Raw genomic sequence first — 25,021 nt, 5'->3', positions numbered from 1 at the left:
CTTAGCCCTCCCGTTTTTCTTTCATAAATTCTTCCAGAGAATCCTTCCAGTCAGGCATCTCATATACATCGATAATGCGAAGGATGAAATTATCCAGAACTGCATATGCAGGTCTGGCAGAAGAAAGATCAGACTGCGGGGTAGGTACCGGATTCAGCTGCTCCTCTTTGCCTGCAAGGCGAAGTATCTCCTTTGCAAATTCATAACGATTGCAAACACCCTGACAGGTTGCATGATAGGTTCCGTACTCATTGGTGCGGATCAGATGCAGGATAATTCTTGCCAGATCTTTGGCACTTGTAGGGGAACCATACTGATCCTCCGCTACAGCCAGAGCTCTGCCCTGATCTGCAGCCTCCAGAACACGGTTTACAAAGTTATTTCCCTTTCCGAATACCCAGTTGCTTCGGATGATAAAGTGCTTGTGGGTAAACTCCTTCACATAATTCTCCCCGGCGCACTTGGATTTTCCGTAAACAGTCTTAGGATTTGTATTGTCAAACTCCGTGTACGGCTTCTGTGCCAGACCATCAAAAACGTCGTCTGTGGAAAGCTGCACCATCTTTGCCCCTGTTTTTCTTGCCACAAGGCTTAAGTTACGGGCGCCTAAAGCGTTTACACGAAATGCTTCCTCCGGCTGCTTCTCGCAAAGCTCTACGTCTGTGATCGCAGCACAGTTGATGATCACATCCGGACGGTTGATCTCTCCAAAATGAAGAACTTCGTCTGTTTCTGTAATATCAAGCGCATTTTTGTCTGTATTCAAAACTTCAATTTCCAACGGATCCAGCACTTCATTAATTGCCTCGCCAATCTGGCCTTCAGATCCTACGATCCATACTTTCAGCATGTTTTCTCCTCCTTTTCACACGATAAATAATATTTTAACAAGCCAGGCCATACACTGTCAAGAAAAAAGATTGCGCCCTTTTTCCAAATCTAAAAATTGAATTTCCAAAACAGCTCTTGACATCTTGAATTTCCCAGTCATACCTTGTATAATTTTTGCCAAATGAACAGGGAAGGATTCAGAATTATGAAAAGAAAAGTAGGGAAACGAAAAAAGCAGCTGCAACAAAAATATTTCTTCCGAAAACTTCTTCTTACAGAAGGGATCCTGATCATTGCAGCAGTTATTATACTGGGAGGAGTTTTCCTCGTAAAAAGGATACGGGAAAATGTAAATACAGTTTCCATGGTTGAGGAAGCCAGCGGTCTGGACATGGATGACTCCAATTCTCTTGCCGCTGTAAAAGCCGCAATGGCAAGACCGGCAGAATTTTCTCCTAAATGCGTAGATTCCACCAGCCCATCTTTATACATAGAAACCACAGACATTGAGGTGGACGGACAGATACTTGCCAATACTTCGGATTATACCTCCACAGATACCCACTCCTTCGATGCCGGGATCAGCTACACAGATGTGGATGGAATCGTCACCTTCCGCGGAAACAATTTCCGCGACACTGCAGCCTATGGCAATACACAGATTAAAAATGGAAAAATCCAGGATCTCTGGACAGCAAAAACCGGCTCTATTACTTACGGCGATGCCACCTGGTCCGGAAGCGGCTGGACCGGACAGCCTCTTATGGAAAAATGGTCCCAAGAAGTAAAGAAGTCCATGAATATGTACGACTGGGCAAAGGAAAAAGACGATCTTGTGGAAGTGATCTATGCCTGCATGGACGGCTATGTATATTTTCTGGATCTGGAAACCGGCGAGGCTACCAGAGATCCCCTTTACCTTGGTTTCACCTTCAAAGGAGCAGGTGCACTTGATCCCAGAGGTTATCCAATTATGTATGTCGGCGCAGGTTATGACAGCAATGAAGGCACTGCCAGGGTCTTTGTTGTGAATCTTCTGGACTGCAGTGTGATGTATACCTTTGGAAATAATGATGAATTTTCCCTTCGCGGAAATTTAAGCTACTTTGATTCCTCCGCCCTTGTGGATGCTGCCACAGATACCCTGATCTATCCAGGAGAGAACGGAATTCTTTATCTGATCAAACTGAATACCAGTTATGCCCCGGAAGCAGGCACCTTGTCCATCAATCCGGATCATATTGTGAAATGGCGCTACTACGGAACACGTACCAGCGTAGGTTCCTACTGGCTTGGCATGGAGGACAGCGCAGCCATCTATGACGGTTATCTTTTTATTGCTGATAACGGCGGCAATCTGATGTGCCTGGATCTGAATACCCTGCAGCTTGTATGGGTTCAGGATATTCTGGATGACTCCAACTCTACTCCCGTTTTGTCTGTGGAGGACGGACACCTTTACCTGTATGTCAGCACCTCTTTCCGCCTGGGCTGGCGAAGCAGCACCACTGCAGAGGTTCCTGTCTGGAAAATTGATGCGGAAACAGGAGAGATCATCTGGCAGACCTCTTACGACTGTTCCTCCGAGGACAGTGTTTCAGGCGGTGTACAGTCTACCATCGCTGTTGGAAAAGAAGAATTGTCGGATAACATTTATGTGACAGTTGCCAGAACCGGCGGACAGGCACAAGGTGTACTTGCATGCATTGATAAAAATACCGGGAAAGTAAACTGGGAACATGAATCTGCCTATGCCTGGTCTTCACCTGTATGTGTATACAATCCGGATGGCAGCGGAAAGGTTCTCTACTGCAACAGCACAGGACATATTTATCTTCTGGATGGAAAAACAGGAGATGTTCTTGACTGCCACCAGATCAGTGAGGGAGTCATCGAAGCATCTCCTGCTGTATATCAAAGTTATATGGTTGTGGGAACCAGAGATTGTAAAATATGGGGGATGGAACTGCAGTGATGCGGTTCCTCCCCCATTTTATTTATGCGATAGGCGAAACAAAAGTTCGTGCTTGCACGAAAAACCTTGGCGACTGCCGCGATAACGAGAAAAACTTGCAGAGCGTGTTTTGTCTCATTTACTCGATAGGCGAGCCAAACTCGCGCAGCGTATTTATCGCGTTTACTCCGATTTAATCGCCCAGCGCATTTTCGTAGACCGTGCGCGTCCATTCTGGGCACATTCCTGGGCTGACGGACGGATCACATCTCTGGAATAATCGGAATAAATTCCCTCCTTGTATCCAGCCTTCAGCGCTTTCTTCACCAGCTTATCCTCTCCTGAATGGAACGTAAGGATTGCTGCTCTTCCTCCGGGCTTCAGTGCTCCCGGCAGCTTCTCCATAAACTCATACAGAACCTCAAACTCCCGGTTCACATCAATCCGAAGGGCCTGGAAGGTACGCTGGCAGGTCTTTTTGATGGTCTCCTTCTTCTCTTTTTCCGGAAGGAAATCCAGAGTTTTCTCAATGACCTGGCGAAGCTTTGTGGTGGTATTCATGTGGTTTCCCTTGCGTATCTCATCTGTGATTGCCTTGGCAAGCTCCTCACAGTATGGCTCGTCTGAATTTTCATAAAGCATTCCTGCAAGCTCATCCCGGGTAATATGTTCCAGGCGCTCTGCCGCACTGATCCCGGCTTCCTGATTCAGGCGCAGATCCAGAGGTCCGTCTGCTTTGAAGGAAAAACCTCTCTTGGGATTATCAATCTGCATGGAGGACACGCCGAGATCAGCAAGAAGGAAATCAAAACCTCCCACTTCTTTGGCAATCTCATCAACAGTACAGAAATTCTGAAGTTTAATGGTCAGAATATCCTCACCAAAGCCAAGATCTTCCAGTCTTTTCTTTGTCTTGGCGGCTTCCTCATGGTCTACGTCAGTGGCATACATATGCCCCTGTCCCTGCAGGCACTGAAGCATTGCCTTTGTATGGCCACCGTAGCCCAGTGTGGCATCAAAGCCAGTCTGTCCTGGTTTGATCTCCAGAAAATCAATAATCTCTTTTACCATAATAGAAATATGCATACCTGCCGGGGTATTCCCTTTCTGCATTACATGCTGAATGGTATCCTGGTATTTCTCCGGCTGAAGTTCTTTATATTTCTCCTCAAATTTCTTCGGGTATCTGCCTTTGTAGCGCACTCTGCGCTTATGAGGCTGCTGCCCCTCCTGCACACTCTGCGCATTCTCATGCTGTCTGTTCTCTTTTTCCTGTGACATTCTGATCTCCTGTATCTTTTTATCTGTTGCCATCTACCAATTTCGCAGAAAAATTCTTTATGCCGAAATTCTCATCCATTTCGTAAACAGCAACTTTCATTTGCTAATTCTGCCGCATCATCACATCAATGTTTACAGCCTACAACAAACATCTTCTGTAATTACCCTTGCTTCCGTTTTTCCAATTCCATACTGATTTTCGAAACAAACAGATCAAACGCCACGTCATTCTTTCCGCTGTTGATCACAATATCAGCCTTGGAACGCGTGGGCTCTACATAAAGGTAATGCATGGGTTTCACTGTATTTAAGTACTGTTTAATAATTCCATTCAAGTCTCTTCCCCGCTCTTCCACATCACGAGAAATCCGGCGGAGGATACGCTCATCGGCGTCAGCTTCCACATAGACCTTAATATCAAGAAGCTCACGCACTCTGGGATCTGCCAGAAGAAGGATTCCCTCCACAAGGATCACCGGACTTGGGGTGATATGAAGGATCTTGTCGGAACGGTTATGTTGGGAATAATCGTAAACCGGACAGTCAATAGCTTTCCCCTGCCTCAGAAGTTTCAGATGCTCCACCAGAAGCTCTGTCTCCAGGGAATCCGGATGGTCGTAATTCACAGTCACACGCTGCTCAAAAGGGATTCCATCCTGTCTGCGGTAATAATTGTCGTGATAAAGGACTACTACGTCATCTCCAAAACGCTTTTTAATTCTGTTTGTAAAAGTAGATTTACTGGAGCCGGAGCCGCCGGCAATTCCTATAATAAGACTTTCCATATTCTTCTCCTACCTGTCAAGATCAAATTCTTCCGGCATAAATCTCGGACAAATGTTCTCTGAGGTACAAATTACAGTTGAGGAAAGACGGGTACCAATGGCACATGCCTCTCTCATTGTTTTTCCATAGGTAAGGCCTACGCACACACCTGCAAAAAAGGCATCTCCCGCGCCTGTGGTGTCAACCACATCTACCTTCATAGCTGGGTAAACGCCCCATTTTCCTTCCTGATCTGCATAAGCTGCACCATCACTTCCCATGGTAATCACCATCTTTGGAATATGGGCGGACTGGATCCTTTTTGCCAGACACCGGGCCATTTCTTCAGGCTTCAGGTCACCGTAATCCTCAGAAAACAGGATGCCCGCTTCCTGCTGGTTGCATACAAAGCAGGCTGTCCGCCTTAAAAAGTCACGTCTTTCAATGGCAATGGTCATATTCGATACAAGAGCGTATACTTTTTTGCCGTATTTCTCTGCATAGTGAAAAGTCTTCTTCACAATTTCCTTGTCAATATCGATCTCGATCACAACGCTGTCCGCATCCTGGAAAATTTCATCTCCGTGTTCATCCAGGATCTGCTCTATCGGACGATGGTCCGGACGTTTGGAAATAGATGCCACCACATCTCCGTCCTGGTCAAAGACAGCCAGCCAGGTTCCCATGCCGTTTTTTACCTTACGCATATATCTGGTATCTACTTTATGACGCTCCAGTTTGCGGATCACATCATCCCCCATAGCGTCGTCATCTACCAGACTGACAAAGGTTGGTTTCAACTCTATATTGGCAATATCTTCCACTACATTTCTTCCAACACCGCCATGGATCTGCTGGATCACACCGGCATTTCTTCCTCCAGGAATAAATGGTGCTGTGGAATAACCTTTCACATCGATAAAAACATCACCAATTACAACAATTCCCATATTATAACTTTTCTCCTTTGTTACGTTATATCTTTTGGTTTGCGCTGCCTCTTATGAAACCCGCACTTCCTTGCGGCTACATACCGGCTATGATTTCCGTCACCAGCTTTTTAAAAGATTTCGCCACTCTGTCTGCAGTCTCCTGAACCTCCTTGTGGTTCAGCTCCTGCTTCGAAATGCCAGCTGCCATGTTGGTGATACAGGAAATTCCGCACACTTCAATTCCCATATGACGGGCTGCCATTGCTTCACATGCAGTGCTCATTCCAACTGCGTCACCGCCCCATATAGCTGCCATTCTCACTTCAGCCGGAGTTTCATAGGCAGGACCTGTAAACTGCACATATACACCCTCCTGGAGATCTATACCGCATTTTTCTGCACTGGCACGGATCACCTCTCGCAATCGTTTGCTGTATACCTCACTCATATCCGGAAATCTGCTTCCCAGTTCCTCAATGTTCGGTCCGATCAGCGGACTCGGAATTCCTGTGGTAATGTGATCGGTGATCATCATAAAATCACCTGGTTTAAAATTCGGATTCACTCCACCGGCTGCATTTGTAAGAAACAGCTTCTTCGCCCCCATCATGCCCATCAATCTTGTGGGAAGAACTACATCCGTCATTAAATAGCCTTCATAGTAATGCACTCTTCCCTGCATGATCACAACCGGCACATTTTTCACATATCCAAATACAAATCTGCCTTTGTGGCCTGCAACTGTGGAGGTTGGAAAGCCCTCAATCTCTGTATAGTCAATGGTGGTTTCGATCTGGATCTCATCTGCATAATCTCCAAGGCCGGATCCCAGGATCAGCGCCACTTCCGGTTTAAAATCTGTCTTTTTTCTAACACTTGCAAGGCAAGTCTCTAATTTCTGATATAAATCGCTCATGTACACCTTCTCCTTTATCTGCAGCTATCCGGCTTATTGCCAGGACAGCTTATAACATTATTTTCATATAAACAGAAAGCCTTCAATACCATGCGTTTTGCCATAGTCTTGTTTTCCGTTTATACGTTGCCGATTTTCTCATCAACAGTCTGCTTTAGCCTTTCGTACTGCTCCCTGTCGATGTAGATCTGATTGCCTTTTTTCACGATCAGCTGTTCTGCTTGAAACTTCTTGATGGCGCGGCTGATGCTTTTCAGGCAAAGGCCTGTCTCATCTGCCAGATTCTGCCGGCTTTCGCCGATGCATAAAATGTCATTTTTGTTATATTTTTCGAACCATTCCGAGAAAAGTACAGCTAATCTGTCAGCCCCTTCCAAAAACAGGTACAGACGGTTCCGCCGCTCTTCCTCCAACAGGGACGCACAGGTAAGCTTTGCCTCCAGGCGAAAAGCTTCCGTATCTGAATAAATCCATTTCTCATACTGCGCTCTTGGAAGCTTGGTAACGATACACTCTGTCTCTGTCTGCAGGGTGGTCTGGTAGGTGTCCTGTCCCAGGATCACCTCCATACCACCAAGCGCAATGAGATTCATAGGCTTCATAAAATCATAGGCAATGCCGGAAATCCGGTAATCTGTGGCTTTTACTCTTCCTCTGGCAACAAAGAAAATCGTATCTGCCGGTTCATTTTCCCTGATAAAAGTAGTTCCGGCTTCCATTATCTCACTCTGAAACAGGTCCATAAGCCATAATGGCGCAGTACGGAAATAAGCTTCAAATTGTTTCTGTTTCTCACGTTCCAGTTCACGAAGGAATGGAAGTACATCGTGTAAATAGGTGTGTTTCATATGATTTCCTCATCTTCTGCCATGTGCTGCAAATCATTTGTTTCTATCCGGCTTCTGCCGCAAAAGCAAACAATCCACCGGATATACAACCGCTATCCAACAGCTGCTTTTCTATTTTAGCATAATTTCTCAAGAATGGAATGTCCGATAGTTTCTTCCGGCATTTTCACGTCAAAATTATCTGCCACTGATGCGCCAATAACGGAAAAAGTATCTTCGTTTTCAAAGGCACCCCCCTCTTTCATGGTCTTGGAATAAGCCAGGAAGGGAACATACTCTCTGGTATGGTCAGTGCCGCTATAGGTGGGATCATTCCCGTGATCTGCGGTAAGAATAAGAAGGTCATCCTCCCGAAGCTCTTCCAAAAGAACGCCCAGGTTCTTGTCAAACTTCTCGATTTCTTTGCCGTAGCCTTCCACATTTCGTCTGTGTCCCCACAGGGCATCGAAATCAACCAGGTTCACAAAGCAAAGTCCCCTGAAGTCTTCTTTGCAGATTTGGATGGTCTGCTCCATACCGTGTACGGAGCTATCAGAATGATAGGTCTTTGTGATTCCTTCGCCGCAGAAAATATCGTTGATCTTCCCTACACCGATCACATCCAGCCCATTATCCTTTAACGCATTTAATGCAGTCAGACCTGTTGGCTTCAAAGCATAGTCATGACGATTACTGGTTCGCCTGAACTCACCTTTCTTTTTGCCAACATATGGTCTGGCGATGACACGGCCTACACGCCATTCATCCTTCAGTGTAATTTCTCTTGCAATCTCGCAGCAGCGATACAAATTCTGAAGATCAAAGGTTTCCTCATTTCCGCAGATCTGAAGAACAGAGTCGGCTGAAGTATACACGATCATGGCACCTGTATTGATTTCTTCTTCCCCAAGCTCTTCAATGATCTCCGTTCCGCTGGCGCTCTTGTTTCCAATCACGCGCTTGCCGCAGCGCTTCTCCAGTTCCGCGATCAGCTCCGGCGGAAAGCCAGTGTCTGTGAAAGTCTTAAACGGCTTCTCTGTCTTAATTCCCATCATTTCCCAATGGCCGGTCATGGTATCCTTGCCATTGCTGGCTTCGCTTACGCGCATGTAACGGCCAATCGGCTTCTCCACACCTTGCATATTTCCTGCCGGATGAAGATTTAACATTCCAAGCTTCTTAAGATTTGGTATTTCCAGGGAGCCCATTTTATCCAGAATATGTCCGAATGTATCCACTCCCACATCCCCGAATTTCTCTGAATCCGGCATGGCACCGATTCCCAGAGAATCCAGAACGATCACGAAAATCCTTTCATATTTTTTCAAAATAAAATCCCTCGTTTCCAATATTTTATCCTTTTATTCCCAGTTCAGAATACAATCTCGCTTTCACCTCATCAGTGGCAAATGCCGTATCCACTGCATTCTTCATCATCAGCCGTATCTCTTCCTCCTGAATGCCATACGTGTTCTGGATGAACTGAAGCTCTTTGGTAAGGCTTGTGTTGCTCACTGTACGGTTGTCCGTGTTTATGGAAACCTTCAATCCTGTGTTCAGAAATTCCCGGATGGGATATTCTGACGGACTGTTTACCGCTTTTGTCTGAAGATTGCTGATAGGACACATTTCAATTCCAATGCCTCTGTCAGCCAGCTCTTTTTGAATATTATAATGGCCTCGCATGGCGATTCCATGTCCGATCCTGCCGGCTCCCGCTTTTACAGCATCCACAATGTTCTGTACGCTTCCACACTCTCCTGCATGAAGGGTAAAGGGCATTTCCAGCTTACGGGTGTTCTGAAAAAGCTCCATAAACTGTGCCATGGGATATGCTGCTTCCGCACCTGCCAGATCCGCTGCACACACACCATAGCCCAGATATTCACGGGCTGTTTTTATCATCCGGCTGTTGTCCTCCTGGCTGTGATGACGCATGGCACAGGTAATCACACCAAACTCCGTTCCAAAATCTGCTCTGCCCCGCTCAAGGCCTTTTAATACTGCCTCGATCACAGCACGGCAGTTCATTCCGGAGGTCTCTGAAAGAAGAGGTGCAAAACGGATTTCTGCGTAGCGTACATTTTCCTGGCTCATGGTGCGAAGTACGTCGTAGCCAGCTGCCTCAAGCCCTTTTTCATCCATAATACACTGACCCGGAAGCGAAAATTTCTCAAGGTATTCTGCAAGGCTTGTGCAGTCATCAGACACGCTAAGCTCTTCCGGCTGTACCCTTCTTCCCAGCTGGCTCTCCATGAACTCCCGGCTTAAAGACCCGTCCAGATGACAGTGAAGCTCTGCCTTGGGTAGTGCTTTTAATTGTTCGATTGTCATAATTTTTTCTCCTGCAATTCTTTATGCTGCTTTATAACTGCCGGATTCAATGCCAGATCACTCTGTTTTCGGCATTTTCCGACATACTTCATAATACTATTCTCCAGTCAGCAGCTTTCATGCCAGATTAGAAGGTCCGAAGCCTAACGGCAGGAGTTCTTTTAGTGTATACACATCATAATGCTCTTTGTCCACCGCCAGAATGACCTGGAAGGTTTCCGGGTTGCAAAACTCCATCATGACCTGTCGGCACACGCCGCAGGGAGCTGCATATTCTGTGAGCACGCCAGCCTTACCGCCGACAACACAGATAGCCTGAAAATCCTTCACCCCTTCGCTTACTGCCTTAAAAAAGGCGGTACGCTCCGCACAGTTTGTGGCTGTGTACCCGGCATTTTCAATGTTGCAGCCTGTGTAAACCTGCCCATTTTTTGCAAGGAGGGCTGCGCCTACTTTAAAATTGGAATATGGTGTATAGGAATATTTCAGCTGGTGGATTGCTGTATCAATCAGCTGGTTGATCATCTCTTTTTCCATTTTCACACCTCTTTCTTATTCATTAACATTTTCTGATTGTCTCCGACAACATCACTCTCTTCTCAATGAGCGTCGTTATAATCTGACCAATTCCAGGGACAGCATCTGTTCACCTTTACAGTCAATAAACAAATCAATATCCTGTAGCTTTCTCATTCTTTACAATCTTTATAATCCGGCTGGTTCCCAGTCGGTCTGCACCAAGTGCAAGGAACTTCTCTGCATCCTCCAGGGAAGAAATTCCGCCTGCTGCTTTCATTTTTACATTTGGTCCGATATGTCGGGAGAAAAGCTCAATGTCTGCAAAGGTTGCACCTGCACCGCCAAAACCGGTAGAGGTCTTAATATAATCTGCGCCTGCTTCTGTTACAATCTGGCACATTTTAATTTTTTCCTCATCTGTGAGGAAGCAGGTTTCAATGATAACTTTCAGGATTTTGTCACCGCATGCAGCTTTTAAGGTGCGGATCTCGTTCTCAATCAGGTCATATTTCTGATCTTTCAGCCAGCCGATATTGATTACCATATCGATTTCGGAAGCACCATTTGCAAGAGCATCTTTTGTTTCAAATTCCTTGGCTGCTGTTGTCATGTAGCCATTTGGGAAACCGATAACCGTGCACACTGCCATTTTTCCATTCATGTATTCTGCTGCCTGTTTTACATAGCTTGGCGGAATGCATACGGATGCAGTTCCGTATTCCATCGCATCGTCACAAATCTGTTTGATTTCTTCCCAGGTAGATGGCTGGAGAAGAAGGGTATGATCCACATGTTTTAAAATCTCTTTTACGTCCATTTATTTTCCTCATTTCTGTTGTCTCTTTATATTGCCCGAAATTACTGTATCGCAATTTACTGGCAGGATTCATATCTGTTCTTTATTTGATTGTCTAGTACATCGAATATTAAGTAACTGCAAGATGTTCGTCACAATTTGTGGGAGATTTCGCCCGAATGAGGGCGCCGTAATGGGCTACGGCAACCGAATTCAGGCAAAATGTAACGCAAAGTGGGGCGTGCAGATTGCGATGTCACGGTCTTAATTCGACGAATCCTCCCGGATCAGCTTTCTCACAGCTTCAACAGCCACCTGGATTGCCATATCTGTATCATGCACAACCGGATTATCCAGTCCCAGCTTCTCTCTTTCCTGATTTGCAAGCACCAGGAAACAGGAGCCAGCTCTGGCACGAAGCTTGCCAGCTGCAATAAAAAGCGCTGCAGATTCCATCTCGGAAGCAAGACAGCCCATTTTCTTCCAGGCCTCCCATTTGTTGAGCAGCTCATAACCAACTGGCATTGCTTCAGGCTCATGCTGTCCGTAAAAAGCGTCTTTGCACTGGACAACACCTGTATGACAGGAAAGTCCTTTTTCTTTCGCAGCTGCCACAAGGGCGTTTGTCACGTCCAGATTAGCTACTGCCGGATACTCTATGGGGGCATATTCCCGGCTGGTTCCCTCCATACGGATGGCACCTGTGGCAATTACGATATCTCCGCTTTTTACCTCAGGCTGCATACCGCCGCAGGTTCCAATGCGGACAAAAGTATCTGCGCCGCACCGGGAAAGCTCTTCCATGGCAATGGAGGCAGACGGTCCGCCGATTCCGGTGGATGTCACGCTGACTTTCACGCCGTCCAGGGTTCCTGTATATGTGATATATTCTCTGTTGTCTGCAATGAGAACCGGGTTGTCAAAATACTGGGCAATTTTCACACACCTTTTCGGGTCTCCCGGCATGATTACGTAGCGGCCAACTTCCCCCTTTGCAACCTGGATATGATACTGCCTGCTGGCATCTTCAGAATAGTTTTTCATAGTGTCACCTCTGTCCTTTATCGTACGGAATACCTTCCGCCTTCGGCGCTCTGGAATTCTTGGATACAAACACCAGAACGATCAGGGAAATAATATATGGGAACATGTTGTATAATGTGCTGGGAAGCTTCAAGGCTACCAGCGCATCAAATCCTGTGTATACGTTTGACAGCGCACGGAAAAGACCGAACAGAAGGGCTGCCAGTCCGATGTTTACCGGCTTCCACTGTCCGAAGATCATAACAGCAAGTGCAAGGAAACCAAAACCAGCAACTCCGTTCTCAAATTTCCACTCACTTACACCGGCAGTGATATAAACCAGTCCCCCAAGACCGCCAAGTGCGCCGGAGATCAAAACGCCTGCGTAACGCATTTTAAAAACATTGATACCTACCGAATCGGCTGCCTGTGGATGCTCACCACATGCCATCAGACGAAGTCCAAATCTGGTCTTATAAAGTACCACATAAGAAGCAAGGAGGATCAGCAGTGCAAAAAGCATGAACCAGCTGAATTCAAATTTTCCAATTCTTATCAGAAACGCTTTCTTAGCCACCTTGTAGGCAACTGTGGAAGAAACGTTGTCTGGGTTTTCTGCCATGTTGATGGCTCTTACGATAACAACAGCTGCAGCCGGTCCAAGAAGATTCAGGGCCGTACCAACCAGTGTCTGGTCTGCATTGAAATGAATGGCAGCCACACCAAGGAGCAGGGAAAATATCATTCCCACAAGTACACTGGCCAGAACCACCAGAAGGATCACAACTGGTGCCGGAGCGGAATCCGGAAGATATTTCATCATCAGGGCACCGCCAAGTGCACCCATAACCATAATTCCCTCAAGACCGATGTTGATGACACCGCTGTGCTCGGAAAAACAACCGCCAAGTGCTACGAGAATCAATACAGAAGCAAATATTAATGTATACTGAATCAATAATAACATTATTTTTCTCCTCCTTTTGCAGCTTTTTTCTCATCTCTCTTATCGAGATAACGGTTTAACCAGAGTTTGAAGAAGAATACAAATCCACACAGATAAATGATAAACGCGGAGATCAGATCAGAGATCTGTGCACAATACATGGTCTTATCCACATAGCTTCCACCACTTGTAATATGCTGGATAAAATAAGAGGAAAAAATTGCTCCGATGGGGTGAAGGCCGCCAAGGAAGGCTGCTGCGATTCCATTAAAGCCCATGCCCGGAACGGTTGTCTGCTGAACCATCCAGGTCTCAATTCCGCTGAGATAGAAAACAGCCGCACCAAGTCCTGCAAGACCGCCAGCGATCATCATGGTTACAATGGTATTTCTCTTCTCTTTCATGCCGCAGTATTTTGCAGCATTTTTGTTCATACCTGTTGCGCGAAGCTCAAAACCGAATTTTGTTTTTTCCAGAAGTACCCACACTACGATTGCCATTACCACAGAAATAATAAGACCGATGGATACGAATTTGTTTCCGGAAAAGATCTCATCCAGTCCACAGTTGGGAAGAAGAGCACTCTTATTGCCGCTGGAAAGATCTACAGTGTATGGAGTAGACTCGGATTTCACCTGGGTAAGAATCATATTCACCACATACAGGGAAATCCAGTTCAGCATGATACAGGAAATAACTTCGTTTACATTGAAATAAGCCTTCAGTGCACCAGAGATGCCGCCTACCAGGGCTGCGATCACGATTGCTGCGATCATGCATACATACCAGGGCATACCAAGCTTTAACGCAAAATACAGAGAAGCTCCGGCTCCAACTACATACTGTCCTGCTGCTCCAATGTTAAAAAGTCCAACCTTGTAAGCAAACAGAACGGACAGGGAACACATCAGAAGTGCGGAAGCCTTTACCAGTGTGGTTCCCATATATTTCATCATAGCCTTCTGGCTTGGATAGTAAAAATAATTCTTGATAATTGCGGTAATCGCACCTGCAGCTCCTGCAGGATTGATAATAAGAAGTACCAGATAACCGATGAGAAGACCAATCACAATGCATAAAAGAGAGGCAATGATGGTCTGAACCGCATTGTTTCTCAGAATGCTTTCTTTCTTTTTGGATTCATTATTCATTGCTCTTCGTCTCCTTTCTCTTTGATCCAGCCATGTAAAGGCCAAGTTCCTCTACGGTTACTTTCTTCGGATCAAATTCTCCTACGATTTCTCCTTCGTACATTACCAGAATCCGGTCTGATACATTCATAACCTCATCCAGCTCCAGGCTGATCAGAAGAACGCCTTTGCCTGCATCCCTTGCCTGTACCAGCTGTTTGTGAACATGCTCGATTGCTCCAACATCCAGACCACGGGTAGGCTGAACTGCGATCAAAAGCTCCGGATTCTTATCGATCTCACGGGCAATGATTGCTTTCTGTTGGTTTCCACCAGACATGGATCTCGCCTTGGTGATGGCACCCTGACCGGAACGGATATCGTACTGTTCGATCAGGCGGTTGGCATATTTGCGAATCTCTTTGCGTTTCAAAAAGCCCAGTTTATTGGTAAACTGTGGTTCGAAATATCTCTGAAGGACGATGTTGTCTTCCAGGGAATAATCAAGTACCAGGCCGTGTTTGTGACGGTCTTCCGGGATATGGCTCATACCGGAGGTAAGACGCTCACGGATTGGCATGTGAGTAATGTCTTTTCCATTCATAGTGATGGTGCCGCTCTTCAGTGGCTCCAGACCGGAAAGCCCATAGACAAATTCAGTCTGACCATTTCCGTCGATTCCGGCGATACATACGATCTCACCTCTGTGAACCTGAAGGGAAACGCCGTTGACTGCGTTATTCTTATGATGCTTGGAAGCAACCACCATATCCTTGATATCCAGAACAACTTCACCGGGCTTTGCTTCTTCTTTCTCTACAACGAAGTTTACGTCTCGTCCAACCATCATGGCGGAAAGCTTCTCCGGGTTGGTATCCCTGATGTCTACGGTTCCGATGCATTTTCCCTTACGAAGAACGGTACAGCGGTCTGCAACCTGCATGATCTCACCAAGCTTGTGGGTAATGAATAGAATGCTTTTGCCCTCGGCTGCCAGATTTTTCATGATCTGCATAAGCTCCTGGATTTCCTGCGGAGTAAGTACTGCGGTAGGCTCATCAAAGATCAGGATCTCGTTGTCACGGTAAAGCATTTTCAGGATCTCGGTTCTCTGCTGCATACCTACTGTGGTATCCTCGATAATGGCATCCGGATCTACAGAAAGACCATATTTTTCGGAAAGGGCCATAACCTTTTTACGCGCGCCCTCTTTCTGAAGGAAACCGTTTTTTGTGGTCTCAACACCAAGGATAATATTATCCAGAACGCTGAAGCATTCTACCAATTTGAAATGCTGATGTACCATTCCAATGCCCAGGTCATTTGCATCGTTTGGATCTTTGATCTCAACTTTCTTTCCATCTTTGTGGATCTCGCCCTCTTCCGGCTGATACAGACCGAACAGAACACTCATCAAAGTGGATTTACCTGCTCCATTTTCGCCAAGCAGAGCGTGGATTTCACCTTTTTTCAACTGAAGTGTGATATTATCATTTGCGATGATTCCGGGAAAACGCTTGGTTATTCCCAGCATTTCAATTGCATATTCACTCATCTTCGCTTTCTCCTTTTTTCATGGCAGATTCACAAACAGAACGCACAAGTGATAAAACGGTTACTGATCACTTCATTCACAAACCCCTCTCGAGCGAACAGTAATATAAGTCTTGTTATGACGGCACTTACGCAAAAAAGGGAAGTGGCCACTGCTCACTCCCCTTTTTATCACTGCATGGCCATTCTTCATGTTAAGACCAGTCTGCTTTCCTGTCGGAACCCTACCCGTGATTTATAATTGCATTTACTATGCGGAGTAGTTGGTTGTCTTATTTGATGCTGCCGTAATCATTTACTGTTATCTCAGTCTCTGGCATTGCTGTGATGTCGCTGCTTACTTCAATCTCGCCATTGTATAATTTCTTTACAAGATCTTTGTAATCATCTACAGTGAAATTGTCATCCCACTGGGTTGTCTCCATTGGGAGCTGTACATAGTTGTCTTCCGGGTTCTCAGATACAAGACCAAGATTGTCGATCTTTCCAGCGTAATCAGATTCCCAATTGCCATCCTTGATCGCATCAAGTGCAGTCTTTACTGTCGGTGCAAGACCCTTCATAGCGGAGGTAACAGTGATGTCCTCACCGATGATTCCGGACTGGTCAGAGTCAACACCGATTACCTTGCCGTCAACCTTCGCTGCTGCTTCTGCTGCAGATGTGTAGATTCCACCGCCGCATGCGAATACAACTTCAACGCCCTTGCTTCCGTACCAGGTATCCATGTAAGCTGTGATGTCTGCATCGCCGTAGAACTGTCCGCCGCATACATACTCAAGCTCAACGTCACTTGTGATTCCAAGCTCTTTGGCTGCTTCGTCTACGCCCTGAACATATCCATATCCAAAACGGGTAACAGCCGGTACAGACATACCGCCGAGGAATCCAAGATGCTTGTATCCAAGCTTCACAGCTGCATATCCAGCCATGTATCCGGAAATTTCTTCCTGATAGGTACAGCAGTAAACATTGTCTGCATTGTAGTAATCGGTCACTTCATAATCATCCGGATTGTAGGTGTATCCTTCGCCAACACCTTTCTCACAGATATCGCCTGCACTTACGTCTGGTGCAATAAACTTCACATCCGGATACATCTCAGACTGCTCTACGATAGTAGCTGCGAACATATATCCCGGAAGTACGATCACGTTAGCTCCATCTGCTACAGCCTGGTCAACACTTGCGTTACGTGCCTCATCAGAGTCGCTCTCTGGTTTATAATAGTTGAACTCAGAACCATTCTCTTCGGACCACGCCTTACATGCCTCGTAAGTGGTCTGGTTAAAGCTCTGGTCTGTAATATCACCAGAGTCAGTTACCATGGCGATCTTCATATCTCCATCCTCAGCCTTCACCTCTGTCACTCCGTAAGCTGGTGCAAGGGAAAGTGCCATTGCACCTGCAAGAACCATAGCTGCAATTCTTTTCTTCATATTATTTTTCCTCCTTTTTTGAAATTGGCTTTGTTATCTCTACAATGACATATGTCTCACTTTTAAAACAGGACACATGTCCCTTTTTCTATATTTATTTTCATTTTCGTACAAAAAGGAGATTTTTTCAAGTGTTTTTTAGTATATTTTTTTATATTTGATTTTTTGTTAAAAGACATATGTCTCTTTTTTTATTTTCCGTATCATATATTTTGCCTTAATGATATTTATGCATCCGCACATTATAGCTGACGCATAAGATCACAGTAGCTCCGCTCCATGCTGCAATCTCTGCAAAGAAAATACCGTCCTGCCCGATAAAATGGGGAAGAATCAGCGCAGCACTGATACGCATGACAAATTCAGCCATACCACTTACCATAGGCATTAACGTATCTCCCAGTCCCTGCAGCGCAGATCTGTACACATACAGGAAGTACAACACCCAGAGCATGGCAGCCATAATAGAAAGGTATTTAAAAGCAATTGCAAGTACCTCCTGTGTCTGCTGCGGTTCACCTGAGATGAAAAGTGAGAGGATATTTTTTCCAAATAAAAACATGGCAGCAGAAATGATCAGTGAGGTAAGCAGGGAAAGCAGCATACTGCTGCGGACACCTTTCCTGATCCTGTCGATCCTTCTGGCTCCCAGATTCTGGCCCACATAAGTAACGATGGCATATCCATAAGAAATCGCTGCCATTTCCAACAGACCATAAAGCTTGTTTGTAGCTGTAAATCCTGCCACAAAAAGAAAGCCATAGCCATTGATCACATACTGGACTACCAGACCGCCTACACCGATAATGATATTCTGAAATACAACAGGAATACCAAGCTTCATCAGACGGGCATTCATTCCTGCGGCAGTCATAAAATCTGCTCTGGACAGATGAACAATATCAATTCTGCGTAAAATCAGAAAACAGTACACGGCAGAAAAACTCTGCGCAATCACAGTAGCGATTGCTGCCCCTGCCACACCCCATCCGAAGCCTGCCACAAAAAGGATATCCAATGAAATATTTAGTACAGATGCGATGATCATTGCCGTTAATGGTGTTTTACTGTTTCCCATAGCCCTTAAAGCAGCGGCAAACATATTATAAGCTGCAGTAGCCGGAATTCCGCAGAAAATAATACGCAGATATAATAATGACATTCCAATAATATTAGAAGGTGTATGCAGCCCTGTTAATACCAGTGCAGCAAAGGACTGGCTGAGAATGAATACTCCCACTGCGATGAATGCAGTCAGCCGGTAACTGTGTGCCAGAGATTTACGCAGATTTTCAAAATCCTTTGCACCATAATACTGGGAGAGCTGAATAGAAAATCCCTGAGTGAGACCAGTAGATATTCCTGTGACAACCCACATCAGAAAGTCAACCGCGCCCAGTGCTGCAAGAGCCTCCACACCTGCAATCTGGCCAACGACCATAGTATCCACCATTGTATAAAGCTGCTGACAGATATTCCCCAACATCAAGGGAATTGCAAAAAGAATGATCAATCTCCCCGGCGAACCAGAGGTCATATCCTGAATCTTGGTTTTCATTAGTATAAACTTTCCTTTCCGAAGCATATTTGAGCTTCAATGGGGAATCAATACTCAAAATTAACGTCCATAATAATTCCCCCTTTGAGGCATATCATATGTTTATTTCAATTACATTAATTATAGTTTTTACTTATTTCTACGTCAAGCATATTACAGATCCGAATAAAAAGGAAACGGTAATCGTTTTAAACACGCTCTAGAAGAAAAAATGCACCAACCCGCTTGAGCCAGTGCGCATTTCGAGAAAATGTTATTTATATAATTTCTCCCAATGATCTTTTGTCATTACATTGGTATGTCCAACACGTACTTCATTAAAAAGTGGCACAGGAACTTCATTACAGGTATGATGGAAAACAAAGCCTAATTTTTCTTGTACGCGCTTTGATTTCCGGTTTCCATCGTAATAACCACACCAGATGGTTGTCATGCCAAGATCTTCAAACCCATGTCGTATTAGTGCACTGGCAGCTTCCGGCATATAGCCTCGTCCCCAGAATGGCTGCCCAAGCCAATATCCAAGTTCACATTCGTCATCCCGTTCGGTCATATCTGTATGGCTATTCAGAATTAATTCTATGCTACCAATCGCAATGTTATTTTCTTTTCTACAGATTGCGTAACACTCTGCTCCATTAAGCACATTTCTGATTACGTTTTTACTTTCTTCTACATTTTTGTGAGGAGGCCAGCCTGTAATAGGGCCAACTTCCGGATCCTTTGCATATTCAAATAAGCTTTCTGCATCTTCCTCAGTCCATTTTCTTAATATTAATCTTTGAGTTTCCAGCATTATCTTTTACCTCAACTTTTGTATTTCATTTCTTATCATACCAAGTATCAAATGAATCGTTCATCACAATTGGCGAAATCCAATAAAACTGCAATTTTATTTAGTAGCTGGCATATTTACTGCTGTCTTTGTTATAAACCACTAATCAATTTCCTCAAATAGTTCATCAAAGGTGATCTTTATTTGAGGGAAATGAATTAAGTGTAACTCGTCTTTATTTTCTTCAGTAATCGTCTTCAAAAGGTAGTATTTCGGAATCTCTCCTTCATAGTCTAGTTCATAGATTTCAACTGTTCTTTTACGCCAGTCAACAATCCAATACTCTTCAATCTCCTGTTCACAATATAACTGCATTTTCTCTGTCCGGTCATAATTTTCTGTTGATGGTGACAGAACTTCCATAACAAAACGCGGCGCATCTGTAAAAGTGTTTCCACGTCTTGATTTTGTACGGCAGTTTATGGAAGCATCAGGAATTACAATCTTGTTGTTTCCCTGATTATCTTTGAAACGATATTGAACATTATCCGAATATACATAGCATGTACTATTCTTTAACTGATATCTGATTGCTGCAACAAAATTTACAATTACCGCAGAATGTTCCGGCGTAGCTCCTGCCATATCTGTTATTTTCAAATCCCAATCCATGTTTTACACTCCTTTGTTTTATAATGTGGGTCAAGTTTATTATTAACCATTCCATTCACCTTTTTTATATTGAATGTATACAATTATTTTTGTTTACTTCATTATAACATCATCCCGGTTAATTAGAAAAGTAATTTTTATGTTACTGTTCACTGGTAACATTCCGCGAGGTGTTTTTTGTGAACAAAGTTCACAGAAAACCCGAGAATTGCGGCGCGAAATCATGCGAATGCATGATTTCTGTGCATCGCGGAGCGGTTACTGGTCACGGAGTGAACAGTAACATTTTTATCCGCCTCCTGTATTGGCATAATTTGCTATCGATTTTGCCCGGTTAGCTGTATTACATTTCATAGAAACAAAAAAACCTTGAAGAACCGTATTTCTACAATTCTCCAAGGTTATTCTTACGCTTGGACACATGTCACACCGAAGTATGACTTAAATATATATTCAGAATGAATTATTTATTTTTCTGAGCGATAGCTGCCTGAGCTGCTGCCAGACGAGCAACCGGTACACGGAATGGTGAGCAAGATACATAGTCAAGACCGATCTTGTTGCAGAACTCTACAGAAGATGGATCTCCACCGTGCTCTCCACAGATTCCGATGTGAAGGTTCGGGTTAACTGGCTTACCAAGTTTGATAGCCATATCCATAAGCTTACCAACACCAACCTGATCCAGTTTTGCAAATGGATCGTTCTCGAAGATCTTAGCATCATAGTAAGCGTTAAGGAATTTACCAGCGTCATCACGGGAGAAGCCGTATGTCATCTGAGTTAAGTCGTTGGTACCGAAGCAGAAGAAGTCAGCCTCAGAAGCGATCTGGTCAGCTGTAAGAGCTGCACGTGGGATCTCGATCATTGTACCTACTTCATATTTCAGATCTACGCCTGCTGCTGCGATCTCAGCGTCAGCTGTCTCAACAACAAACTTCTTAACATATTTAAGCTCTTTGATATCGCCTACTAACGGGATCATGATCTCTGGGCAGATATTCCAGTCAGCGTGAGCTTTCTTTACATTGATAGCTGCACGGATAACTGCTGTTGTCTGCATCTTAGCGATCTCTGGGTAAGTAACTGCCAGACGGCATCCACGATGTCCCATCATTGGGTTGAACTCATGAAGAGAATTGATGATAGTCTTGATCTCTTCTACAGTCTTGCCCTGAGCGTCAGCAAGCTTCTTGATGTCATCCTCTTCTGTAGGAACGAACTCATGAAGCGGCGGATCCAGGAAACGGATTGTTACAGGGTTGCCCTCGAGAGCCTCGAACAGACCTTCGAAGTCTTCCTGCTGATATGGAAGAACCTTAGCAAGTGCTGCTTCTCTCTCCTCAGCTGTTGTGGAGCAGATCATCTCACGGAATGCATCGATACGTCCCTCACCGAAGAACATATGCTCTGTACGGCAAAGACCGATACCTTCAGCACCAAGCTCAACTGCTTTCTTAGCGTCAGCAGGAGTATCAGCGTTTGTACGAACTTTCATTGTTCTGTACTTGTCAGCCCAAGCCATGATACGTCCGAACTCACCAGCGATTGTAGCGTCTACTGTCGGGATGATTCCGTCGTAGATGTTACCTGTTGTACCATCGATGGAAAGGAAATCTCCCTCGTGGAACTCTTTGCCAGCAAGTGTAAATTTCTTATTAGCTTCGTCCATAGCGATATCACCGCATCCGGATACACAGCACTCACCCATACCACGGGCAACTACTGCTGCATGAGATGTCATACCACCACGAACTGTCAGGATACCTTCAGCAGATTTCATACCTGTGATATCCTCTGGGGATGTCTCAAGACGAACAAGGATAACCTTCTCGCCTCTCTCAGCCCACTCTACAGCGTCATCAGCTGTGAATACGATCTTACCACAAGCAGCTCCTGGAGAAGCTCCAAGACCTTTGCCCATTGGTGTAGCAGCTTTCAGAGCCTTAGCGTCGAACTGCGGATGAAGAAGAGTATCAAGGTTACGAGGATCGATCATAGCTACTGCTTCTTCCTCTGTTCTCATTCCCTCATCAACAAGGTCACAAGCGATCTTCAGAGCAGCCTGAGCGGTTCTCTTACCATTACGTGTCTGCAGCATGTATAACTGGCCATGCTCAACAGTGAACTCCATATCCTGCATATCTCTGTAGTGTGTCTCCAGAGTATGGCAAACTTCTGTAAATTTCTTGAATGCTTCCGGGAACTTCTGCTCCATCTCAGCGATGTGCATAGGTGTACGAACACCAGCAACAACGTCCTCACCCTGTGCATTGGTAAGGAACTCACCGAACAGACCTTTGTTTCCTGTAGCTGGGTCTCTTGTAAATGCAACACCAGTACCACAGTCATCACCCATGTTACCGAATGCCATCATCTGTACGTTAACAGCTGTACCCCAGGAATATGGGATATCGTTGTCACGACGATATACGTTGGCACGTGGGTTGTCCCAGGAACGGAATACGGCTTTGATTGCACCAACTAACTGCTCTTTCGGGTCAGCCGGGAAATCGGAACCGATTTTTTCTTTATATTCAGCCTTGAACTGCATAGCAAGTTCTTTAAGGTCGTCAGCTGTAAGCTCAACGTCAAGTTTAACGCCTCTTTCAGCTTTCATTTTGTCGATAAGCTCTTCGAAATATTTCTTACCAACTTCCATAACTACGTCAGAGTACATCTGGATAAATCTTCTGTAGCAGTCCCAAGCCCAACGTGGGTTGCCGGATTTCTCAGATAATACAGCTACAACGTCTTCATTTAAACCAAGGTTCAGGATAGTATCCATCATACCTGGCATAGAAGCTCTTGCGCCTGAACGAACGGAAACAAGCAGAGGATTCTCGATGTCACCGAATTTCTTTCCGGTAACTCCTTCCATCTTGGTGATTGCTTCCATGATCTGACCCATGATCTCGTCGTTGATCTGTCTTCCATCCTCATAGTACTGAGTACAAGCTTCAGTAGTGATTGTAAATCCCTGAGGTACAGGAAGTCCAAGGTTTGTCATCTCAGCAAGGTTAGCACCTTTACCACCCAGAAGGTTTCTCATATCAGCGTTACCTTCTGTAAACATGTAAACCCATTTTGCCATTTTACATTTTCCTCCTAAAAATTTGTTCATTGGTAACTGTTCAGTATCTTCACAGTTACTTTCATAAACATAAACTATGTTTTATACGCACATAGTTATTTTATAGGCTTATTCGTCATTCGTCAAGGTAATTCTGGCAAAAAACAGTCAATTTTTTATCATTTTCTCAATTTTTCTTTTTTCTTCCAGTATTCAGCACCAGATGACGGGGAACACCATTTACCATGATCGGCTGATAATCGCCCTGGATCAGTGGTTTAATATAGTCGATAAAGTCCTTGGTCACATTATTTGCATCCTTGTTCATCCAGTTTCTCGGAACCAGCTTCTCTTCATTGGCGATTCGGTGTACATCGTAAATTCCAGTAGCTGCCATATATGGATCGTCGGATACACGGTCGATGACTACCATCTTGCCGGTGTCACCTTCATCTGCTGCCTTTACGGCTGCACCGCCAACCATCATAGCCTCATCAATATCCACCCGGGATGCCATATGGGAAGCGCTTCTCTGAAGGGTGGAAAGCTCTACGGCACGGGTCTTGCAGCCGCACTCTGCTGCCAGGAAATTCGCCAGATAGGTGGCAGTTCCCTGCAGCTGCTTGTGTCCAAATGCGTCCACATAATCTCCTACGCTTCCAAGCTCGCAGACATAGCGTCCGTCAGCCAGCTTGATTCCTTCGGATACAGCAATGACAACGGAGGATTTCTTTTTCAGAAGGTCTTTCACTTTTGCGAGGAATTTCTCAATATCAAAGGGAACCTCCGGAAGGTAAATGAGATCTGGTCCTTCGCAGTCTTCTGACTTGGAAAGTGCAGTGGCGCCTGTAAGCCAGCCCGCATTTCTTCCCATGATTTCCATAATGGTAATCATATTTTTCTTATAGGTGAGACCTTCTGCGTCACGGATCACTTCCTTGGTGGAAGCTGCTATATACTTGGCTGCACTTCCGAAGCCTGGGGTATGATCGGTAAGTGCAAGGTCATTGTCAATGGTCTTCGGAACACCAAGGAATTTCTGGGTCTGTCCGGTAATGATGGCATAATCAGACAGCTTCTTGATGGTATCCATGGAATCATTTCCGCCGATGTAGATAAATGCATAGATCTCCAGTTTGTTCAGAATATCGAAGATTTTCTCATAGATAGCTCTGTCTTCGTGGATTTCCGGAAGCTTATAACGGCAGGAACCAAGAAATGCGGACGGAGTCCTTTTCAGAAGCTCAATGTCAAGCTCGGAATGGATCTGGGTAGAAAGGTCGATATACTGCTCGTCAAGCAGCCCCTGGATTCCGTGAAGCATTCCATATACCTTGTCAAAGCCACGCTCTACTGCATTCTTGTATACGCCTGCAAGACTGGAATTAATTACAGATGTTGGGCCGCCGGACTGTCCTACAATAATATTTCTTTTCTTTGCCATGGTGGTATTCCTCCTCTATTTCGAATGGATGTGGGTGTCGAAAATCTCTATGTCATTCACCCTATAATTGTATAGTTTACCAAAGGCATATGGCAAAGTCAATGTGATATTGTACGTTTTGCATATTTAATTATGTTTTTATGTCGTTTTTATATGAATTATTTATATTTCGGACAAATAATGCAATTTTTTAATGGTGAAATTTACAGATATAGTGATATAATGGAGAAAACGCGCTCTGTGGAGCTCTGC

General features: G+C 44.9%; 23 protein-coding genes. 2 read left to right on the top strand and 21 right to left on the bottom strand.

Annotated elements, in window-relative coordinates; translation table 11 throughout:
* Nucleotide 1 precedes the first annotated feature (1 nt).
* Nucleotides 2-850 carry a dTDP-4-dehydrorhamnose reductase gene (rfbD, locus tag AB5170_RS02415; RefSeq protein WP_195408985.1) on the bottom strand — a complete coding sequence of 283 codons (849 nt, stop codon included), beginning with the start codon at nucleotides 848-850 and terminating at the stop codon, nucleotides 2-4.
* A gap of 186 nt (nucleotides 851-1,036) precedes the next feature.
* On the opposite strand from rfbD, the gene AB5170_RS02410 reads away from it, so the two are divergent.
* The gene (locus AB5170_RS02410) at nucleotides 1,037-2,806 is read left to right on the top strand and encodes a PQQ-binding-like beta-propeller repeat protein (RefSeq protein WP_204454556.1); all 1,770 of its coding nucleotides are present in this window, start codon (nucleotides 1,037-1,039) and stop codon (nucleotides 2,804-2,806) included.
* A 162-nt stretch (nucleotides 2,807-2,968) separates the two neighbouring features.
* Here AB5170_RS02410 and rsmH read toward each other — a convergent pair whose 3' ends face one another.
* The 10 genes from rsmH to AB5170_RS02360 all read right to left on the bottom strand — a co-directional run bounded on the left by rsmH (nucleotide 2,969) and on the right by AB5170_RS02360 (nucleotide 11,372).
* Nucleotides 2,969-4,066 carry a 16S rRNA (cytosine(1402)-N(4))-methyltransferase RsmH gene (gene rsmH, locus AB5170_RS02405; RefSeq protein ID WP_368361388.1) on the bottom strand — a complete coding sequence of 366 codons (1,098 nt, stop codon included), beginning with the start codon at nucleotides 4,064-4,066 and terminating at the stop codon, nucleotides 2,969-2,971.
* Between the two features lie 161 nt (nucleotides 4,067-4,227).
* Complete coding sequence (gene udk, locus AB5170_RS02400; protein WP_195991606.1) at nucleotides 4,228-4,851, bottom strand: uridine kinase; 624 nt, start codon at nucleotides 4,849-4,851, stop codon at nucleotides 4,228-4,230.
* 9 nt (nucleotides 4,852-4,860) lie between these two features.
* Complete coding sequence (locus AB5170_RS02395; protein WP_195991608.1) at nucleotides 4,861-5,781, bottom strand: carbohydrate kinase family protein; 921 nt, start codon at nucleotides 5,779-5,781, stop codon at nucleotides 4,861-4,863.
* Nucleotides 5,782-5,857: 76 nt separating this feature from the next.
* Complete coding sequence (locus AB5170_RS02390) at nucleotides 5,858-6,679, bottom strand: purine-nucleoside phosphorylase (RefSeq protein WP_226815862.1); 822 nt, start codon at nucleotides 6,677-6,679, stop codon at nucleotides 5,858-5,860.
* Between the two features lie 119 nt (nucleotides 6,680-6,798).
* The gene (locus AB5170_RS02385) at nucleotides 6,799-7,527 is read right to left on the bottom strand and encodes a Crp/Fnr family transcriptional regulator (RefSeq protein ID WP_368361389.1); all 729 of its coding nucleotides are present in this window, start codon (nucleotides 7,525-7,527) and stop codon (nucleotides 6,799-6,801) included.
* A gap of 116 nt (nucleotides 7,528-7,643) precedes the next feature.
* Nucleotides 7,644-8,834 (bottom strand): phosphopentomutase, encoded by a 1,191-nt coding sequence (locus tag AB5170_RS02380; protein WP_368361390.1) that lies wholly within the window; start codon nucleotides 8,832-8,834, stop codon nucleotides 7,644-7,646.
* Nucleotides 8,835-8,859: 25 nt separating this feature from the next.
* On the bottom strand, nucleotides 8,860-9,840 hold the full coding sequence (gene add, locus AB5170_RS02375; RefSeq protein ID WP_173716877.1) for an adenosine deaminase: 981 nt from the start codon (nucleotides 9,838-9,840) through the stop codon (nucleotides 8,860-8,862).
* Between the two features lie 117 nt (nucleotides 9,841-9,957).
* Entirely contained in the window at nucleotides 9,958-10,377 is a 420-nt protein-coding gene (locus tag AB5170_RS02370) for a cytidine deaminase (RefSeq protein ID WP_173716878.1), read from the bottom strand.
* Between the two features lie 133 nt (nucleotides 10,378-10,510).
* Entirely contained in the window at nucleotides 10,511-11,176 is a 666-nt protein-coding gene (deoC, locus tag AB5170_RS02365; protein WP_173719034.1) for a deoxyribose-phosphate aldolase, read from the bottom strand.
* 109 nt (nucleotides 11,177-11,285) lie between these two features.
* Nucleotides 11,286-11,372, bottom strand: a complete 87-nt coding sequence (locus AB5170_RS02360; protein ID WP_306797096.1) for a DUF6783 domain-containing protein — start codon at nucleotides 11,370-11,372, stop codon at nucleotides 11,286-11,288.
* On the opposite strand from AB5170_RS02360, the gene AB5170_RS02355 reads away from it, so the two are divergent.
* Nucleotides 11,349-11,423: a DUF6783 domain-containing protein gene (locus AB5170_RS02355; RefSeq protein ID WP_334284868.1), complete on the top strand. Its 75-nt coding sequence runs from the start codon at nucleotides 11,349-11,351 to the stop codon at nucleotides 11,421-11,423. The genes AB5170_RS02360 and AB5170_RS02355 overlap by 24 nt on opposite strands.
* Here the strand turns inward: AB5170_RS02355 and udp are convergent.
* The 10 genes from udp to AB5170_RS02305 all read right to left on the bottom strand — a co-directional run bounded on the left by udp (nucleotide 11,420) and on the right by AB5170_RS02305 (nucleotide 24,769).
* A complete protein-coding gene (gene udp / locus AB5170_RS02350; protein WP_118578624.1) occupies nucleotides 11,420-12,199 on the bottom strand; it encodes a uridine phosphorylase in 780 nt (259 codons plus the stop codon). The genes AB5170_RS02355 and udp overlap by 4 nt on opposite strands.
* Nucleotides 12,200-12,203: 4 nt before the next feature.
* Nucleotides 12,204-13,145: an ABC transporter permease gene (locus tag AB5170_RS02345; protein WP_118578626.1), complete on the bottom strand. Its 942-nt coding sequence runs from the start codon at nucleotides 13,143-13,145 to the stop codon at nucleotides 12,204-12,206.
* Nucleotides 13,145-14,275, bottom strand: a complete 1,131-nt coding sequence (locus AB5170_RS02340; protein ID WP_148462314.1) for an ABC transporter permease — start codon at nucleotides 14,273-14,275, stop codon at nucleotides 13,145-13,147. Before AB5170_RS02340 ends, AB5170_RS02345 begins: the two co-directional genes overlap by 1 nt.
* The gene (locus tag AB5170_RS02335) at nucleotides 14,268-15,809 is read right to left on the bottom strand and encodes an ABC transporter ATP-binding protein (protein WP_187565616.1); all 1,542 of its coding nucleotides are present in this window, start codon (nucleotides 15,807-15,809) and stop codon (nucleotides 14,268-14,270) included. The genes AB5170_RS02340 and AB5170_RS02335 overlap by 8 nt, the downstream gene beginning before the upstream one ends.
* A gap of 271 nt (nucleotides 15,810-16,080) precedes the next feature.
* Nucleotides 16,081-17,247, bottom strand: a complete 1,167-nt coding sequence (locus AB5170_RS02330; protein ID WP_368361391.1) for a BMP family ABC transporter substrate-binding protein — start codon at nucleotides 17,245-17,247, stop codon at nucleotides 16,081-16,083.
* 217 nt (nucleotides 17,248-17,464) lie between these two features.
* Nucleotides 17,465-18,805 (bottom strand): MATE family efflux transporter, encoded by a 1,341-nt coding sequence (locus AB5170_RS02325; protein WP_368361392.1) that lies wholly within the window; start codon nucleotides 18,803-18,805, stop codon nucleotides 17,465-17,467.
* A gap of 253 nt (nucleotides 18,806-19,058) precedes the next feature.
* Nucleotides 19,059-19,601: a GNAT family N-acetyltransferase gene (locus tag AB5170_RS02320; RefSeq protein WP_148462320.1), complete on the bottom strand. Its 543-nt coding sequence runs from the start codon at nucleotides 19,599-19,601 to the stop codon at nucleotides 19,059-19,061.
* Nucleotides 19,602-19,742: 141 nt separating this feature from the next.
* Entirely contained in the window at nucleotides 19,743-20,252 is a 510-nt protein-coding gene (locus AB5170_RS02315; RefSeq protein WP_148462322.1) for a Uma2 family endonuclease, read from the bottom strand.
* 463 nt (nucleotides 20,253-20,715) lie between these two features.
* On the bottom strand, nucleotides 20,716-23,346 hold the full coding sequence (ppdK, locus tag AB5170_RS02310; RefSeq protein ID WP_148462324.1) for a pyruvate, phosphate dikinase: 2,631 nt from the start codon (nucleotides 23,344-23,346) through the stop codon (nucleotides 20,716-20,718).
* 166 nt (nucleotides 23,347-23,512) lie between these two features.
* Complete coding sequence (locus AB5170_RS02305) at nucleotides 23,513-24,769, bottom strand: 6-phosphofructokinase (RefSeq protein ID WP_148462325.1); 1,257 nt, start codon at nucleotides 24,767-24,769, stop codon at nucleotides 23,513-23,515.
* Between the last annotated feature and the right edge of the window lie 252 nt (nucleotides 24,770-25,021).

It is taken from the genome of Ruminococcus sp. RTP21484sp1_RTP21281st1_A8_RTP21281_210402 (assembly GCF_040914025.1).
Classification (GTDB): Bacteria; Bacillota; Clostridia; order Lachnospirales; family Lachnospiraceae; genus Blautia_A; species Blautia_A faecis.
This window is presented reverse-complemented; position numbering and strand designations above follow the sequence as displayed.

What these genes read in the sequence shown, in the direction of transcription:
- rfbD (WP_195408985.1), bottom strand. Translation starts at nt 850, where the DNA reads ATGCTGAAAGTATGGATCGTAGGATCTGAAGGCCAGATTGGCGAGGCA.
- AB5170_RS02395 (WP_195991608.1), bottom strand. Translation starts at nt 5,781, where the DNA reads ATGGGAATTGTTGTAATTGGTGATGTTTTTATCGATGTGAAAGGTTAT.
- ppdK (WP_148462324.1), bottom strand. Translation starts at nt 23,346, where the DNA reads ATGGCAAAATGGGTTTACATGTTTACAGAAGGTAACGCTGATATGAGA.
- AB5170_RS02345 (WP_118578626.1), bottom strand. Translation starts at nt 13,145, where the DNA reads ATGTTATTATTGATTCAGTATACATTAATATTTGCTTCTGTATTGATT.
- udk (WP_195991606.1), bottom strand. Translation starts at nt 4,851, where the DNA reads ATGGAAAGTCTTATTATAGGAATTGCCGGCGGCTCCGGCTCCAGTAAA.
- rsmH (WP_368361388.1), bottom strand. Translation starts at nt 4,066, where the DNA reads ATGTCACAGGAAAAAGAGAACAGACAGCATGAGAATGCGCAGAGTGTG.
- AB5170_RS02325 (WP_368361392.1), bottom strand. Translation starts at nt 18,805, where the DNA reads ATGAAAACCAAGATTCAGGATATGACCTCTGGTTCGCCGGGGAGATTG.
- udp (WP_118578624.1), bottom strand. Translation starts at nt 12,199, where the DNA reads ATGAAAAACTATTCTGAAGATGCCAGCAGGCAGTATCATATCCAGGTT.
- AB5170_RS02410 (WP_204454556.1), top strand. Translation starts at nt 1,037, where the DNA reads ATGAAAAGAAAAGTAGGGAAACGAAAAAAGCAGCTGCAACAAAAATAT.
- AB5170_RS02335 (WP_187565616.1), bottom strand. Translation starts at nt 15,809, where the DNA reads ATGAGTGAATATGCAATTGAAATGCTGGGAATAACCAAGCGTTTTCCC.
- AB5170_RS02320 (WP_148462320.1), bottom strand. Translation starts at nt 19,601, where the DNA reads ATGCTGGAAACTCAAAGATTAATATTAAGAAAATGGACTGAGGAAGAT.
- AB5170_RS02370 (WP_173716878.1), bottom strand. Translation starts at nt 10,377, where the DNA reads ATGGAAAAAGAGATGATCAACCAGCTGATTGATACAGCAATCCACCAG.
- deoC (WP_173719034.1), bottom strand. Translation starts at nt 11,176, where the DNA reads ATGGACGTAAAAGAGATTTTAAAACATGTGGATCATACCCTTCTTCTC.
- AB5170_RS02385 (WP_368361389.1), bottom strand. Translation starts at nt 7,527, where the DNA reads ATGAAACACACCTATTTACACGATGTACTTCCATTCCTTCGTGAACTG.
- add (WP_173716877.1), bottom strand. Translation starts at nt 9,840, where the DNA reads ATGACAATCGAACAATTAAAAGCACTACCCAAGGCAGAGCTTCACTGT.
- AB5170_RS02330 (WP_368361391.1), bottom strand. Translation starts at nt 17,247, where the DNA reads ATGAAGAAAAGAATTGCAGCTATGGTTCTTGCAGGTGCAATGGCACTT.
- AB5170_RS02390 (WP_226815862.1), bottom strand. Translation starts at nt 6,679, where the DNA reads ATGAGCGATTTATATCAGAAATTAGAGACTTGCCTTGCAAGTGTTAGA.
- AB5170_RS02340 (WP_148462314.1), bottom strand. Translation starts at nt 14,275, where the DNA reads ATGAATAATGAATCCAAAAAGAAAGAAAGCATTCTGAGAAACAATGCG.
- AB5170_RS02305 (WP_148462325.1), bottom strand. Translation starts at nt 24,769, where the DNA reads ATGGCAAAGAAAAGAAATATTATTGTAGGACAGTCCGGCGGCCCAACA.
- AB5170_RS02315 (WP_148462322.1), bottom strand. Translation starts at nt 20,252, where the DNA reads ATGGATTGGGATTTGAAAATAACAGATATGGCAGGAGCTACGCCGGAA.